General features: G+C 45.4%; 16 protein-coding genes. 9 read left to right on the top strand and 7 right to left on the bottom strand.

Annotation, left to right across the window (positions count from 1 at the left end):
* Positions 1-115 precede the first annotated feature (115 nt).
* The 3 genes from infA to NI466_RS05335 all read left to right on the top strand — a co-directional run bounded on the left by infA (position 116) and on the right by NI466_RS05335 (position 1,395).
* Positions 116-337 carry a translation initiation factor IF-1 gene (infA, locus tag NI466_RS05345; RefSeq protein ID WP_001284370.1) on the top strand — a complete coding sequence of 74 codons (222 nt, stop codon included), beginning with the start codon at positions 116-118 and terminating at the stop codon, positions 335-337.
* A gap of 134 nt (positions 338-471) precedes the next feature.
* Positions 472-852, top strand: a complete 381-nt coding sequence (locus NI466_RS05340; RefSeq protein WP_004278491.1) for a hypothetical protein — start codon at positions 472-474, stop codon at positions 850-852.
* A 144-nt stretch (positions 853-996) separates the two neighbouring features.
* A complete protein-coding gene (locus NI466_RS05335; protein WP_004278492.1) occupies positions 997-1,395 on the top strand; it encodes a hypothetical protein in 399 nt (132 codons plus the stop codon).
* Between the two features lie 73 nt (positions 1,396-1,468).
* Here the strand turns inward: NI466_RS05335 and leuB are convergent, their stop codons facing one another.
* From leuB to leuC, 4 genes are all read right to left on the bottom strand, one after another.
* Entirely contained in the window at positions 1,469-2,548 is a 1,080-nt protein-coding gene (gene leuB / locus NI466_RS05330; RefSeq protein WP_064094871.1) for a 3-isopropylmalate dehydrogenase, read from the bottom strand.
* A 42-nt stretch (positions 2,549-2,590) separates the two neighbouring features.
* Complete coding sequence (locus NI466_RS05325) at positions 2,591-3,154, bottom strand: hypothetical protein (protein WP_071852214.1); 564 nt, start codon at positions 3,152-3,154, stop codon at positions 2,591-2,593.
* 87 nt (positions 3,155-3,241) lie between these two features.
* Positions 3,242-3,892: a 3-isopropylmalate dehydratase small subunit gene (gene leuD / locus NI466_RS05320; protein ID WP_071852213.1), complete on the bottom strand. Its 651-nt coding sequence runs from the start codon at positions 3,890-3,892 to the stop codon at positions 3,242-3,244.
* 143 nt (positions 3,893-4,035) lie between these two features.
* Positions 4,036-5,469 (bottom strand): 3-isopropylmalate dehydratase large subunit, encoded by a 1,434-nt coding sequence (leuC, locus tag NI466_RS05315; protein ID WP_071852212.1) that lies wholly within the window; start codon positions 5,467-5,469, stop codon positions 4,036-4,038.
* A gap of 259 nt (positions 5,470-5,728) precedes the next feature.
* On the opposite strand from leuC, the gene NI466_RS05310 reads away from it, so the two are divergent.
* From NI466_RS05310 to ovoA, 3 genes are all read left to right on the top strand, one after another.
* Positions 5,729-5,965 carry a DUF2061 domain-containing protein gene (locus tag NI466_RS05310; protein ID WP_004278497.1) on the top strand — a complete coding sequence of 79 codons (237 nt, stop codon included), beginning with the start codon at positions 5,729-5,731 and terminating at the stop codon, positions 5,963-5,965.
* A 192-nt stretch (positions 5,966-6,157) separates the two neighbouring features.
* Positions 6,158-7,033: a LysR family transcriptional regulator gene (locus NI466_RS05305; protein WP_004278498.1), complete on the top strand. Its 876-nt coding sequence runs from the start codon at positions 6,158-6,160 to the stop codon at positions 7,031-7,033.
* Positions 7,034-7,183: 150 nt separating this feature from the next.
* Entirely contained in the window at positions 7,184-9,358 is a 2,175-nt protein-coding gene (gene ovoA / locus NI466_RS05300) for a 5-histidylcysteine sulfoxide synthase (RefSeq protein ID WP_253172988.1), read from the top strand.
* Between the two features lie 49 nt (positions 9,359-9,407).
* Here ovoA and NI466_RS05295 read toward each other — a convergent pair whose 3' ends face one another.
* Both NI466_RS05295 and NI466_RS05290 read right to left on the bottom strand, forming a co-directional pair.
* On the bottom strand, positions 9,408-9,656 hold the full coding sequence (locus NI466_RS05295; protein ID WP_004278500.1) for a DUF2789 family protein: 249 nt from the start codon (positions 9,654-9,656) through the stop codon (positions 9,408-9,410).
* 160 nt (positions 9,657-9,816) lie between these two features.
* Positions 9,817-10,467 carry an HAD family hydrolase gene (locus NI466_RS05290; protein ID WP_253172986.1) on the bottom strand — a complete coding sequence of 217 codons (651 nt, stop codon included), beginning with the start codon at positions 10,465-10,467 and terminating at the stop codon, positions 9,817-9,819.
* Positions 10,468-10,649: 182 nt separating this feature from the next.
* Between NI466_RS05290 and NI466_RS05285 the strand changes: the two genes are divergently transcribed.
* The 3 genes from NI466_RS05285 to NI466_RS05275 all read left to right on the top strand — a co-directional run bounded on the left by NI466_RS05285 (position 10,650) and on the right by NI466_RS05275 (position 14,062).
* Complete coding sequence (locus tag NI466_RS05285; protein WP_004278502.1) at positions 10,650-11,132, top strand: RNA pyrophosphohydrolase; 483 nt, start codon at positions 10,650-10,652, stop codon at positions 11,130-11,132.
* Positions 11,133-11,221: 89 nt separating this feature from the next.
* Positions 11,222-13,519: a phosphoenolpyruvate--protein phosphotransferase gene (gene ptsP / locus NI466_RS05280; RefSeq protein WP_005245904.1), complete on the top strand. Its 2,298-nt coding sequence runs from the start codon at positions 11,222-11,224 to the stop codon at positions 13,517-13,519.
* Between the two features lie 42 nt (positions 13,520-13,561).
* Positions 13,562-14,062 (top strand): hypothetical protein, encoded by a 501-nt coding sequence (locus NI466_RS05275; RefSeq protein ID WP_005245903.1) that lies wholly within the window; start codon positions 13,562-13,564, stop codon positions 14,060-14,062.
* On the opposite strand, the gene NI466_RS05270 is transcribed toward NI466_RS05275, so the two are convergent.
* Positions 14,059-14,238 carry a DUF7230 family protein gene (locus NI466_RS05270; protein ID WP_004729442.1) on the bottom strand — a complete coding sequence of 60 codons (180 nt, stop codon included), beginning with the start codon at positions 14,236-14,238 and terminating at the stop codon, positions 14,059-14,061. The genes NI466_RS05275 and NI466_RS05270 overlap by 4 nt on opposite strands.
* Positions 14,239-14,580 lie beyond the last annotated feature (342 nt).

Raw genomic sequence — 14,580 nt, 5'->3', positions numbered from 1 at the left:
TGACAGTTCGCCTATTTTACTGGCAGATGATCAGTCTAACGCCCGTTTCGTCTTGTATTTTGCAAAAAAATTGACTATAATTTGCGCCTTTCCAATTTATTCATTCAGGTAGGCTATGGCCAATAAAGAGGAACTCATCGAGTTCGAAGGCGTTGTCACCGAGACGCTTCCTAATACTATGTTCCGTGTACGTTTAGAGAACGGTCACGAAGTGATTGCCCACATCTCTGGTAAAATGCGTAAACACTATATCCGTATTTTAACTGGCGACAGTGTGAAGGTTGAAATGACACCTTATGATTTGACTAAAGGTCGTATCACATATCGTGCACGCTAAGTTTTAGCGCAAGCAAAAGCCACTTTTAGTGGCTTTTTTATTACTTGAATTATTTATCAATCAGTAAAATAATTTGACACAGCCTTATAAATTCACGACTATTCATTGAATTAAAAATAACATGTATAAAAACAATGAATATGAAATGCTTATCCCTACTTTCCAGCTTGTTTCTCGTTGCATGCGCTACCGGCGGCAATCAGCATCTGCATCAGTCTCTACAACCTTATGTAGGTCAAACTGCCGCACAGGTTCGTAGCCAGCTTGATCTTCGTGCCATTGGATTCAAGACCTCCCAGCAACCGATTCAAACCACAGAATTTCTCAGCTACACTATTTTTCGGGATATGAATATTCCAATGGGAACGCCGAATATTAGTCAGAGCATTCCGATCGGCGCACCAATGCCGATGCCCTCAAATGGTGGTTATAACATTGAGATGAAATGCCAAATCTGGTTTGACTTGAAAGATGAAATTGTTCAGGCGATTCGCTTTACCGGTAGAGCTTGCTGAGCTGTACTCATCGAGTTCAAAGCCTGTATCGGATTAAATCAGGGATCAACCTCACCACGCTAAACTTCTACCGTGTATCAAATCACAACAGTATTTTTGCATGGAATGCGCTTACACTCATTTTATTTGGTGTGAGGACAGCTCATGAAGTTCACACTGATTTTAGTATGCTGTACAGCATTCAGTTTGCTTAATGCATGCAGCACCACCTCATCAACAACTGCGCAGCGTGATGCCTATTTACAACAGTTCATTGGGCAGAGCAGCCAACTGATCGATCAAACTCTGGATCTAAAACGTTTAGGTTACCAGCAGATCAGTGAGCCTGAACGCAGCGCAAAACAATTAAGCTATGTGGTACAACGCCCCATTACCATTCCTTTGCCTGTAGCGCAGTTTCCTGCCACAGGGACAGGCACTGTACCGATTCCAGTGTCAGTAAGCCCTGCCGGCGGCTATGACGTCAAATTGCAATGTAAAATCACCTTCTTACTCAAAGATAATATTGCCACCGCGGTACGCACCACAGGCCGAACCTGTTAAGGGGTTTAAGCTTTGAAATTTCTATTATAAAAAAACGCAGCTCAAGGCTGCGTTTTTTTGAATCAAAACAGGCTTAGTTCAATGCAGCAACGACTGCTTGACCCATTTCAACCGTACCGACTTTTTGCATGCCTTCAGACATGATATCTGCCGTACGCAAGCCTTGATCCAAGACCTGACCTACTGCATCTTCAATCGCTTTAGCAGCCGCTTCTTCACGGAAGGTATAACGCAACATCATCGCCACCGAAAGAATCGTCGCTAATGGATTTGCCAGGTTTTGACCGGCGATATCTGGTGCAGAACCATGACAAGGCTCATACATGCCTTTGCCATTTTCATCCAGAGATGCCGATGGCAACATGCCGATTGAACCGGTCAACATCGCAGCTTCATCAGACAGGATGTCACCGAACAGGTTAGAGGTGACAATCACGTCAAACTGCTTCGGTGCACGTACCAGCTGCATCGCAGCATTGTCGACATACATGTGCGATAAATTAATTTCAGGATATTCGGCATCTTTCAGCGCAGTCACTGTCTGTTTCCACAGCTCAGTCACTTCAAGCACATTGGCTTTATCCACTGAACATACTTTACCACCGCGCAAGTTGGCCATTTCAAAAGCGACTTTAGCGATACGCTTGATTTCAGACTCTGAGTAAACGTCAGTGTTGTAGCCTTGCTTCTCGCCATTTTCCAGTTCACGGATACCACGTGGCTGACCGAAGTAAATACCACCCGTTAACTCACGCACAATCAGAATATCCAGACCTGCTACGATTTCAGGCTTCAAACTTGAAGCATCAGCCAGTTGCGGATAAAGAATGGCTGGACGCAAGTTAGCAAACAGATTCAGTTCGCTACGCAATTTCAATAAACCACGTTCCGGACGGATTGAACGCTCAATCGTGTCCCATTTTGGACCGCCCACGGCACCGAGTAAAATCGCATCGGCTTTTTTAGCCTGTTCAGAAGTCACGTCTGGATACGGTGAACCGTGCGCATCAATGGCTGCACCACCGAGTAAACCCTGTTCCCATGTCAAATCGAGATTAAATTTTTCATTTACACGAGTCAGCACCTGCTCTGCCGCTTTGACAATTTCAGGACCGATACCGTCACCAGCTAAAATCAAAATTTGTTTAGACATGAGATTTTCCGTTTAAAATGTCAGATTCAGACCTGACAGAGGTTAAATTTTCTTTTCTACAAACTCTGCAATCCCGGTGACTGCATTATAGGGTTTGCAAAAACGACGAATGGTTTTTTGCTCTTGTACCAGATCTACGCAAAGCGGATCAGGCGCCGAAGCATTTAATAAACTGCTGCTACGCGCACTACGGTCACGAAACATTTTTAAGCTATAGCGGTTATTGGCCTGAAAACGATGGAATACATGTAAAGTTTCCGCTTTATCCTTACTGATCGGATAAAAGCGTACGACCAGTTCATGCTGTCCTGCCGGCACGGATAAATAAATCGGATTGGCCTGATTTAAATTTTTGGCCTGCAAGCGTACCAGTTTCTGCTTCAGCGCTTCATCACTGATGCGGCCATTGTCGGCGTTGACAATGATGGTCTGATTGAAGCGTTCGAACTGGCAATCTGGTGTCCCTGCACAGTAAATCAGGGCATTGCTTTTGCTCTCAGTACTTTCTTTGGCATGTTTGAGTTTCATCGTGTCGATGCTTTGACATGCAGTCAACAGCACCGATACTGCACTTAAAGCAAGCCACTGTTTCCAATAATTCGCCATAATGTCTGTCTTACCCAATCAAAAAACTCAATAATCTTCCGATATTAGCAAGGGCATCGCAGTCATGCCATGACAATTTTTACTGATTTATCCATGAATTTCGGCAAATACCCAAGGACGCGATTGTTTGGTTTTTTCTTCATAGGTACGAATATCATCCGCCACCTGCAAAGTTAAGCCAATATCATCCAGACCATTTAACAGGCAATGCTTGCGAAATGGATCAACTTCAAACTTAAAGCTTTCACCTGTAGGGGTGCGAACTTCTTGTGCCTGCAAGTCAATGGTCAGTTGATAGCCTTCATCTGCCGCACATTCCTTAAATAACTGCTCAACAATATCTTCAGCCAAAATCACTGGCAACATACCGTTTTTAAAACAGTTATTAAAGAAAATATCAGCAAAGCTTGGTGCAATCACGGTACGGAAACCGTATTCACTCAAGGCCCACGGCGCATGTTCACGGCTAGAACCACAACCAAAGTTGGCACGTGAAATTAAAATAGATGCGCCCTGATAACGTGGTTGGTTCAAGACAAAGTCCGGATTGATCGGACGAACTGAATTGTCCTGACCCGGATAGCCTTCATCCAGATAACGTAATTCATCAAATAAATTGTCACCGAAACCGGTACGTTTGATCGATTTCAAAAACTGTTTTGGAATAATTAAATCGGTATCGACATTGGCACGGTCTAAAGGTGCAACGATACCTTGTTCAACGGTATAAGCTTTCATATTTATTTCCCAATGAATCCGTAACCTCTCCCTAGCCCTCACTTGCGCTTCGTTTTAAAGCAGTGCTTAAAACTCACTCAGGAGAGGGAACCCCTTCTCTTGCGCCATTTGGCTCATGGAGAAGGTCAGGATGAGGGCTTAAACTAGAATGAACGAACATCAACAAAGTGACCGGCTATCGCAGCAGCAGCTGCCATGGCTGGACTCACCAGATGGGTACGACCGCCATTGCCCTGACGACCTTCAAAGTTACGGTTCGAGGTCGAGGCACAATGCTCGCCCGGCTGTAATTTGTCGGCATTCATGGCCAAGCACATTGAACAGCCTGGTTCACGCCATTCGAAGCCCGCTTCGACAAATACCTTGTCCAAGCCTTCCGCTTCTGCCTGAGCTTTGACCAGACCAGAACCCGGAACTACCATCGCCTGTTTAATTGAGGCGGCAACTTTACGACCTTTGATCACTTCGGCTGCAGCACGAATATCTTCAATACGCGAATTGGTACATGAACCGATAAATACGCGATCCAGCTGAATCTCAGCCAAGGCCTGACCGGCATTTAAGCCCATATATTGATAAGCACGGTTCCAGTCATTGCGTTGTACCTCGTCTTTGGCTTGTTCTAAAGTTGGTACTGCTTGAGACACTGGAATGACCATCTCAGGAGAAGTTCCCCAAGACACTTGCGGCTCAATTTCTTCACCTTGCAACACGACCACCGTATCAAAATGTGCATCTTCATCCGAATGTAAGGTATTCCAATATGTAACCGCTTGATCCCACTGTTCTGCAGTCGGCGCATAAGGACGGCCTTTAACATATTCAATAGTCTTGTCATCGACAGCGACCATACCCACGCGTGCACCGGCTTCAATCGCCATATTACACACGGTCATACGACCTTCGATTGACATGTCACGGAACACCTGCCCACCAAATTCAATCGCGTGACCAGTACCGCCTGCGGTACCAATCTTGCCAATAATCGCTAAGACCACATCTTTTGGCGTCACGCCCTGACCTAATTTGCCATCAACGCGTACCAGCATGTTTTTCATCTTCTTCTGAACCAGGCATTGAGTCGCCAATACATGTTCAACTTCTGATGTCCCGATCCCATGCGCCAAACAGCCAAAAGCACCATGGGTTGCCGTATGCGAATCACCACATACCACGGTCATGCCCGGCAAGGTCAAACCTTGCTCCGGCCCAACCACATGCGCGATGCCCTGACGGATATCATTAATATCAAATTCAACAATATTAAAGGTCTTGCAGTTGTCATCCAAAGTTTGCACCTGGATGCGCGAGGTTTCATCTTCAATTCCGGCAACGCCCTGCTCACGCTCTTTTTTCGAAGTCGGTACGTTATGATCCGGTGTGGCAATATTAGCACTTAAACGCCATGGCTTGCGCCCGGCCAATTGCAAACCTTCAAAGGCCTGTGGAGAAGTCACTTCATGTAATAAGTGACGGTCGATGTACAGTAAGGCAGAACCATCATCACGTTGCGTTACTAAATGGTCGTCCCACAATTTATCATATAATGTTTTTGCTGTTTGGGTTGCGCCTGCCATGTCGATGTACTCCACTGGACTGGGTAAATTCTTTCTCTGATTTTGATTATATCGCTGCAATCACATAAATCTAATTTATCATTTTTATCAGTTAAAAAACTTTTTGGAATCTTTTAAAAGCTGAATCAAATCATGCTTGAGCTCTATTTTAATAAATCTAATTTTCCGATTAATTTATAAAAAATATTCGTTTTTACAAATTAAATGAGAATTATTATTATTTCTTCATCGACAGAGATTATTTTTAAGGAACTTCGACATGGCACATATTCAACGCTTTGTAGACAACAACCAGCGCATGTTCAAAAAGACCTTCAGCTACTACATTATGCATATTACAGTAGCGATGATTGTGGGTTACTTGGTGACTGGCAGTTTGACCATGGCCATTGCCTTAAGTTTATTAGAGCCAACGGTACAAGCAGTGGCTTTCTTCTTCCACGAAAAAATCTGGGAGGGTAATAACCAACAGCAGAATGAGGACATTACCGTCTAAACTCTTCGGTCGAGGTTCCAGATGAAAGGCTGTTTTGAGAAAGGCAGTCTTTTTTAGTTTTTAAAATGCCAAGGCTTTGAAAATGTATAGTAATTCAGCACTGCAACATAGATGAGGTAATTTTACTTTGATTTATTCTTAAAATATAACAATAATAGATTTACACATAAAAATTCTTTATAGGTGATTAAGATGAATCTCGCAGCCTTTGAAGCCTTCGTGAAAGTCATGGAAACCGGTTCGATTTCTCTGGCCGCAGATCAGCTATTCATTACCCAGCCTGCTGTCACCAAACGCATTCACAGTCTGGAAGAATACTTTGGGGTCAAGCTGTTTGAATCTGCCGGACGTGGCGTACAGGCCACCCACGCGGCACACTCCCTGTTGCCTAAAGTGAAAAACTGGCTGAATGAACTCGGGGATATTCATTATACCTTGAGCCATGAACAAGGTCAGGTACAGGGCAAACTGAAAATTGGTACCAGTCATCATATTGGCCTGCATCATCTGCCGAGTCATTTGCGCCGTTATGTCCAGGAATATCCGGACGTAACCCTGGATGTACATTTTGTTGATTCCGAGCAGGCGCATGAACAGGTGATTGCCGGCGATCTGGAACTGGCATTTTTAACCTTGCCGCCACGGGGTGATGCGCGTCTGAATTATGTAACTATCTGGAATGATCCTCTGGTCTTTGTGGTGGCACCATTTCATCCGCTGGCGCAGCAAAAAAATCTGTGTCTGGAAGATTTGCTCGACTACCCGAGCCTGTTGCCATCATCACAGACCTATACTTCGCAGATCACCTTGGCCGAATTTGAAAAACAGGGTATTAAACCGAAAGTCAGCATGAGCAATAATCCGCTGGAATCGATCCGGATGCTGGTATCGATTGGCTTAGGTTGGTCAGTACTGCCAAAAACCCTGGTCAATCACGACCTGCACCAGCTGGACATCAACTTGGAAATGAACCGTCGTTTGGGCATGGTCTGGCATCCCGGTCGTACTCAGTCCAAAGCAGCTCAGGCTCTGGTTCAGCTCATGCAGGGTGCCTCGCTGTCTATTTAAGCCGTTCCTGAACATGCTGCATCCAAAACGGTGCAGCATTTTGTTACCTAAATACACCCCATCTGGCGATATCTTTCGAGTATTTTTAAGACAATTCCATTCTTTTGCAGTGCAGAGGAATGCTTAAAACTATTCGATGGAGCCTGACGGATGCAGCTCGATTCTCCCTTAAAATCCCACTCTCAAGATAAAACAAATACAAGCAGCCTATGGCTTTCGGCCAAACCGATGCTGCTGCCCACGCCGGCACTTGATTTTGCCGATGAACAGACTGCCCGGCACGGCTTGCGCGAATATTTCCTGAATACCTTTGACACCTATGAACAGCTGTTTGAATGCCTCAAGCATGAAGATGCTTTTTTCATCAAACCGATTACTTTACGTCATCCGCTGATTTTTTATTTTGCGCATACCGCCACTTTTTTTGTCAATAAACTGCTGCTCAGCAAGCTAATTAGCGAACGCCTGAATCCGCATTTTGAAAGTATCTTCTCGATTGGTGTGGACGAGATGAGCTGGGATGACCTGGACGAAGTACATTATGACTGGCCTACCGTGCAGGAAGTCCGTGATTATCGGCATCAGGTGCGTGCCCTGATCTTGAACATCCTTGAACATGCTCCGTTGACTTTGCCCTTAAACTGGCAGAACCCCTGGTGGACGCTCATTATGGGCATCGAGCATGAACGGATCCATCTGGAAACATCTTCCGTGCTGATTCGCCAGCATGCTTTGGAGTATGTACGCCAGCATCCACAGTGGCGCGCCAATCTCATTACCGGCATGGCTCCGGATAATCACTTGCTGGAGGTACCTGACGGCAAGGTGCTTTTGCAGAAAGATTTTAACGATCCATTTTATGGCTGGGACAATGAATACGGCCAGCATGAAGCAGATGTAACGGCTTTTGCAGCCTCCAAATATCTGGTATCCAATCAGGAGTTTCTGGCTTTTGTCGAAGCTGATGGTTATCAGACCGAACACTACTGGAATAAAGAAGGTCTAGGCTGGCTGCAATTTTCACAAGCCACTCATCCCTGTTTCTGGCGCAAAACTGAATTGGGTTGGTCACTGCGACTGATGCTGGAAGAAGTGCCGATGCCTTGGGATTGGCCGGTAGAAGTGAATTATCATGAAGCCAAGGCCTTTTGTCAGTGGAAATCCCAACTGCTGGGAAAAACCATTCGCTTGCCGACTGAAGATGAATGGTATCGCCTGTATGCAGTTTCCGATCTGGATTCAGATTTACCGAGCCCTGAACAGGCCAATATCGAGTTGAAATACGGCACCAGCTCCTGTCCGGTCGATCATTTCAAGCAGGGCGATTTTTATGATATTCAGGGCAATGTCTGGCAGTGGACTGAAACTCCGATCTATCCATTTCAGAGTTTTCAGGTGCATCCGCTTTATGATGATTTCAGTACACCAACCTTTGACGGTCGCCATAACCTGATGAAAGGTGGCTCCTGGATTTCGGCGGGCAATGAAGCTTTATATAGTTCCCGCTACGCCTTCAGACGGCATTTCTTTCAGCACGCTGGTTTTCGCTACGTCGCCTCTGATCAGGCACTGCAACATTTCCCTTCGAACTATGAAAGCGACCAGCTGGTCTCCCAATATCTGGAATTCCAGTACGGCCCCGAATATTTTGGTATCGCTAATTTTGCCAAAACACTGGTCGATCTGGCACAACCCTATTTTCAGCAAGTGCCATGTCATCGTGCCTTAGATATTGGCTGTGCTACCGGCCGCGCCAGCTTTGAACTGGCACACTATTTTGATCAGGTGACCGGTCTGGACTTCTCAGCACGTTTTATCCAGCAGGCAGTCTATTTGGCTCAAGGCAATAGGGTACGTTATCAGCTGCCGCTAGAAGGTGAATTAAGCGAAGAAAAAAGCTGTTCACTTGAAGATGTCGCTTTGGAACAGTTTGCGTCAAAAACGGAATTTTTTCAGGCCGATGCCTGCAACCTGAAAGCACATTTTAGCGACTATGATTTTATTCTGGCAGCGAACCTGATTGACCGGCTGCATCATCCGAAAGACTTTTTATTGCAGATTCATAAACGTATCAATATAGGTGGAATTTTAATGCTGAGTTCGCCCTATACCTGGCTGGAAGAACATACGGCGCGTAGCGAATGGCTGGGCGGTTTTCAGCAGGATGGGGAAAAGATCACGACTTTGGCTGGTATTTCCAACATTTTAACCCAGCACTTTGAATTGGTGGCCGAACCCCAAGATGTGCCTTTTGTGATTCGAGAAACGGCCAGAAAGTATCAACATACCCTATCACAAGTCACGATCTGGAAACGGATTCGCTAAAGGTAAGGTCATAGTCTAAAAAAGCCAATCATACGATTGGCTTTATATCTTATCCTTCACTGGTTGAATTTTCATGCAAGGATTCATTGAGTTGATCTACCACAATCGCCCATTCGCCATCAGAGGCTATTTTCTCGCTTAAAAATTGACGTTGTGCCTCTGACCAATACGGCGCATCCAGTAAAGTCAGATCTTTATGCAATTGATGCTCGTGAATAAATGTTTCAATACCTTCTGCACTGGCATCCAAGCCAAGCTGTTGGAACAGATGTGTCATACGTGGTCGAACGTGAGTCATATCTCATACCTCAGAATCTACTATTGTTATCATGTCCTGTTTTTCGAGCATAGCATGTCTGATTCAGCTGGACTGTGAAAAAACATTAATATTCAAATGAGGCAAATAAAAAGCATAACCGAAGTTGTACTTAATAATCACATCAATGAGTTCGGAGTGATTAGATCGACCAGTCCTGTATTTTCCAACCCTGTTCTTGGGCTAAAGTTTCCAAGCGATCATCCGGATTGACTGCAATCGCATGATCCGCATATTCCAGCAAGAAACGGTCATTAATCGAATCTGAATAAGCCCAAGACTCGGTTACGTCGCGGCCTTCCAGCCATTGTTCCAGACGCACCAGCTTGCCTTGCTGATAGCATGCGGTATTGATGACTTTACCAGTATATTTCCCATCAATGACTTCAGCATTGGTGGCAATAATTTCAGTAATTCCGAATTCACGAAAAATGGGTGCGGTAATAAAGTCTGAAGTTGCGGTAATCCCCACTAAGGCATGCCCTGCTTCACGGTGGCGCTCAATGGCTTTAAAACCTTCAGGACGCATTTGTGGACGAATGACTTTTTGCATGAACAGTTGATGTAATTCAGTCAAATAATGATTGTCATGTTTGGTCAGAAACTGGAACACAAATTCATTATAGGCATAAGGATCCAGCTGACCTTTTTTATAATCGTCATAGAACTTGTCATTCATGGCGCGGTGATGAACGGGATCGACCAGGCCCTCACTGACCAAAAACTCTCCCCAAGAATGATCCGAATCCGTGTTTAACAAGGTGTGATCGAGATCAAATAGCGCCAATTTCATGAAAATACTCGTTAAAACTGAAATTTAAGAAAAAAATTGTAAATCTATCTCCGCTAGTCGATAGAAATTCGTTAAGATCATAGCAATTTTAACATTTTTAAACTTTGCTTTTTTCGAGTTGGATAACGAAATAATGCTCCCCGATGGCAAAGGCATAAATTAAACAATTTTTAGGTAGCCAAATGATCGACTCTGAAGGTTTCCGACCGAATGTCGGGATCATTTTGGCAAACGATGCTGGACAGGTTTTATGGGCAAAACGCATTGGTCATAATGCATGGCAATTTCCACAAGGCGGAATCCAATATGGAGAAACCCCTGAGCAGGCACTCTATCGTGAGCTGAGAGAAGAAGTTGGCTTATTGCCCGAACACGTCCAGATAGTCGCGCAAACCAAAGGCTGGTTGCGCTATCGTTTGCCGCATCGATACATTCGTACGGACTCTGATCCGGTCTGTATCGGTCAAAAACAAAAGTGGTTTTTACTCAAACTCACGGCCCCCGTTCAGCATATTCAGTTGAATCTGTCTGATCCGCCCGAATTTGATCAATGGCAATGGGTCAGTTACTGGTACCCACTCGGTCAAGTCGTGAATTTCAAACGTGATGTTTACCGCAAAGCCCTGGTGGAGTTGTGTCAGCAACTACCCCAGCAAAAACCTTAAAAAATCGCATAAATAATGCAGATTTTTTACGCGGCTATTGTTATAAATAAACTTAATCACTGAAATTCTGAATAGACGGAGCAGACCTTATGTCGAATATGCAACTGGACACCTTGAGACGTATTGTTCAGGAGATCAATGCGTCCACCAGTTTGCATGAATCACTCGACATTATGGTCAAGCATGTGGCCGAGGCCATGCAGGTTGATGTCTGCTCGATCTATCTCCTCGATGAACGCAATCAGCGTTATCTGCTCATGGCGTCTAAAGGCCTGAATGCAGAATCTGTCGGCCATGTGTCTTTGCAGACCGGTGAGGGTCTGGTGGGCCTGGTTGGACAACGTGAAGAAATTGTCAATCTGGACAATGCCCCTAAACATGAGCGCTTCCTGTTTTTACCTGAAACCGGTGAGGAAATTTATAACTCCTTCCTCGGTGTGCCGGTGATGTACCGCCGTAAGGTCATGGGTGTACTGGTGGTTCAGAATAAAGAATCACAGGACTTTTCTGAAGCTGCTGAATCCTTTCTGGTCACACTCTGCGCGCAGCTTTCTGGCGTCATCGCCCATGCCCATGCCGTTGGCAATATCGATGTATTCCGTAAGCCGAGCAACCTGCCCGCCTATAAAACCTTTCAGGGAGTTTCTGGCTCCGGTGGCATTGCCTTAGGTCGTGCAGTGATTCTGTATCCACCAGCAGATCTTGCCGCAGTCCCTGACCGTGAAGCGGATGACATTAGCGAAGAACTGGAGCTATTAGATAACGCCCTGAATTCAGTCCGCGAAGAAATCCAGTCGCTAGATGACAAAATGCAGGATGCGTTGATGGCCGAGGAACGCGCACTGTTTAGCGTGTTCTTGCGTATGCTGGATGAAAATGCCCTGCCTTCAGAAATCAAGGCCTTTATTCGTGAAGGTCACTGGGCACAAGGCGCGGTACGAATTGTCATTGACAATCATGTGGCACAATTTTCCCAGATGGAAGATGATTATTTACGTGAGCGGGTGGCGGACTTAAAAGATCTGGGCCGCCGTATTCTGGCGCGTTTACAGGAAGCCGATGCCAGTCACCGTGAATTGACCGATGAAAGTATTCTGATTGGTGAGGAAATATCGACGGCTGCACTGGTTGAACTGCCCGTGGATAAAATTGCCGCGATTGTCACCACTGAAGGTGCCATGAACTCACATATGGTGATTGTGGCACGTGCCCTTGGTATTCCCACCGTAGTCGGTGTAACCGAACTGCCAATCAATACCCTCGATGATGTGGAGATGATTGTCGATGCGCATCAGGGCCGGGTCTTTATTAATCCGCCACGGCGCCTGCGCAGTCGCTATAAAGAAATTCAAAAAGAAGAAGAACAGATTGCCAAAGATCTGCGTCAGTACGAAACCAAAGATGCGATTACCCCGGATGGCGTGGCGGTCAAACTCTACGTCAATACCGGCCTGATGATTGATGTTGTGCGTGGCGTGCAGCGCGGTGCCAAAGGCGTTGGCCTATACCGTTCTGAAATTCCGTTTATGCTGCGTGACCGCTTCCCGGGTGAAGAAGAACAACGTGCGATTTATCGTCAGCAGCTCAGTCATTTTGCCAATAAACCGGTGGTGATGCGGACGCTGGACATTGGTGCAGACAAAGACCTGCCATATTTCTCGATTGAAGAAGAAAATTCGGCACTCGGCTGGCGTGGCATTCGTTTTACCTTGGATCATCCGGAAATTTTTTCTTCACAGATTCGCGCCATGCTTAAGGCCAGCATCGGACTGAATAACCTGCATATTCTGCTGCCGATGGTGACCAGTGTTAGTGAAGTCGAGGAAGCGCTCTACCTGCTGGAACGTGATCATGCGGCGATTCAGGAAGAAGAACAGGTCAAGGTAAATAAACCAAAACTCGGCATCATGGTGGAAGTGCCGAGTGTGCTTCATCAGATTGATGAATTTTCCGAACTGGTGGATTTCTTCTCGGTCGGCTCCAACGATCTGACCCAATATCTGTTGGCTGTGGATCGCAATAATCCACGGGTAGCCAATGTCTATTCACATTTACACCCTGCAGTACTGCGTGCCCTGACCCGTCTGGTGCAGGACTGTCATCGTAATGAAAAACCGGTCAGTATCTGCGGTGAAATGGCGGGCGATCCGCTGTCTGCAGTTTTGCTCATGGCCATGGGCTTTAATACCCTGTCGATGAGTTCCAGTAATATTTTGCGGGTACGTAAAACCATTTGTCATGTTCCGATGAGTGATGCACAAGAATTGCTGCAACATGTGTTAAAAATGGACAATCCGCTCATGGTAAAAAGCTGGTTAGAATATTATTTCAGAACCCATGGTTTAGGGGATATGGTGAAATCTGCATCACGTATGGTGAGTGCCTAATACGGGACTTTTTCCAGTCCCTCGACAGTGGTAGAGGTGGTTATGGAATTTCTGGTCATCCTGTTCATGATTGTTGCGGTGTTCTATGTGGTCATTCTTGCACCGGCCTTGGCTGCCCGCAAAGAAGCTCATAATTCCGGTTCATCTTATATACGCCCCGCCAGCAATCGAGCAATGAGCTATGCCGATCGGCCTAAAATGACTCCATTATTGGGCATTGAAATTTCGGCATCGCAACGGCGGCGTTTAGGCAGAGATGACCCCTCCGTCATTGCTGCCAGACTCTATCACCAACAAAAAGATCAATTTGCCAGTTTTCAGCAGGCCAGACCACAGCCTCATTCCCCTCACCACAAAGCACCAGTGCAAAGCAAACTCAATAAATTCTTTAATGACTTAATCGCGGATGAATCGACAACATCATCCCGGTATCCAAATCAATATTCGCAAACTCGTAACAACCGACCTGTCGCCCCGCTCTCTCCAGTTAAAACTAATCCTAAGCAGCCCCCACGTCGTCCCCAGCCACCTTACAGACCTTAAGCGGCCATTAAAAAAGGGCGATCTTCCATGGAATATCGCCCTTGTCTGTGCTTGTTGTAGCCACGTTTTGCATTTTTCTTTCGGTCTACAAAGACCTGGCTTTTGTTGACTTCATGCATGTGTTTTGCCACAAAATTGTGGATCACCACCTGCTCGGCTGTTTTTTTCTTGGCCATTTTACTCTCTATGTGATTTTGAGGAAGGAGTGAGATAATTATAGGGCCGACTGATTAATTTTCAAGCATATTTGCCAATGCTTTTTCAAAAATAAAGCCCATTTAGCCAGGATTTTCTATATGCAAAAATGGGAGTTATAGCCAGAAAACACCCTTATTTCATTCATTATTTTTATGGGTTTCTTCAGCCCAACAAAACTCGATTAAAAAAACGTTTAAAATAAATCAGTTATAAAATTTATTTTAAACAATAGATCTCTTGCGAAAGTCATTATTGCAAGTTTATCCGGTTTACGAGTGCAGCAATTAAGTTAATGCGTAAACCGAATCTTTTCCGTCTAT

The organism is Acinetobacter lwoffii (genome assembly GCF_024129595.1).
GTDB lineage: Bacteria > Pseudomonadota > Gammaproteobacteria > Pseudomonadales > Moraxellaceae > Acinetobacter > Acinetobacter lwoffii_O.
The sequence above is the reverse complement of the archived record's forward strand: the minus strand, read 5'-3'. Positions and strand labels throughout refer to the sequence as shown.

Bases quoted from the DNA above. Each gene is read 5' to 3' on its own strand.
- infA (WP_001284370.1), top strand. From the start codon at position 116: ATGGCCAATAAAGAGGAACTCATCGAGTTCGAAGGCGTTGTCACCGAG.
- NI466_RS05340 (WP_004278491.1), top strand. From the start codon at position 472: ATGAATATGAAATGCTTATCCCTACTTTCCAGCTTGTTTCTCGTTGCA.
- NI466_RS05335 (WP_004278492.1), top strand. From the start codon at position 997: ATGAAGTTCACACTGATTTTAGTATGCTGTACAGCATTCAGTTTGCTT.
- leuB (WP_064094871.1), bottom strand. From the start codon at position 2,548: ATGTCTAAACAAATTTTGATTTTAGCTGGTGACGGTATCGGTCCTGAA.
- NI466_RS05325 (WP_071852214.1), bottom strand. From the start codon at position 3,154: ATGGCGAATTATTGGAAACAGTGGCTTGCTTTAAGTGCAGTATCGGTG.
- leuD (WP_071852213.1), bottom strand. From the start codon at position 3,892: ATGAAAGCTTATACCGTTGAACAAGGTATCGTTGCACCTTTAGACCGT.
- leuC (WP_071852212.1), bottom strand. From the start codon at position 5,469: ATGGCAGGCGCAACCCAAACAGCAAAAACATTATATGATAAATTGTGG.
- NI466_RS05310 (WP_004278497.1), top strand. From the start codon at position 5,729: ATGGCACATATTCAACGCTTTGTAGACAACAACCAGCGCATGTTCAAA.
- NI466_RS05305 (WP_004278498.1), top strand. From the start codon at position 6,158: ATGAATCTCGCAGCCTTTGAAGCCTTCGTGAAAGTCATGGAAACCGGT.
- ovoA (WP_253172988.1), top strand. From the start codon at position 7,184: ATGCAGCTCGATTCTCCCTTAAAATCCCACTCTCAAGATAAAACAAAT.
- NI466_RS05295 (WP_004278500.1), bottom strand. From the start codon at position 9,656: ATGACTCACGTTCGACCACGTATGACACATCTGTTCCAACAGCTTGGC.
- NI466_RS05290 (WP_253172986.1), bottom strand. From the start codon at position 10,467: ATGAAATTGGCGCTATTTGATCTCGATCACACCTTGTTAAACACGGAT.
- NI466_RS05285 (WP_004278502.1), top strand. From the start codon at position 10,650: ATGATCGACTCTGAAGGTTTCCGACCGAATGTCGGGATCATTTTGGCA.
- ptsP (WP_005245904.1), top strand. From the start codon at position 11,222: ATGTCGAATATGCAACTGGACACCTTGAGACGTATTGTTCAGGAGATC.
- NI466_RS05275 (WP_005245903.1), top strand. From the start codon at position 13,562: ATGGAATTTCTGGTCATCCTGTTCATGATTGTTGCGGTGTTCTATGTG.
- NI466_RS05270 (WP_004729442.1), bottom strand. From the start codon at position 14,238: ATGGCCAAGAAAAAAACAGCCGAGCAGGTGGTGATCCACAATTTTGTG.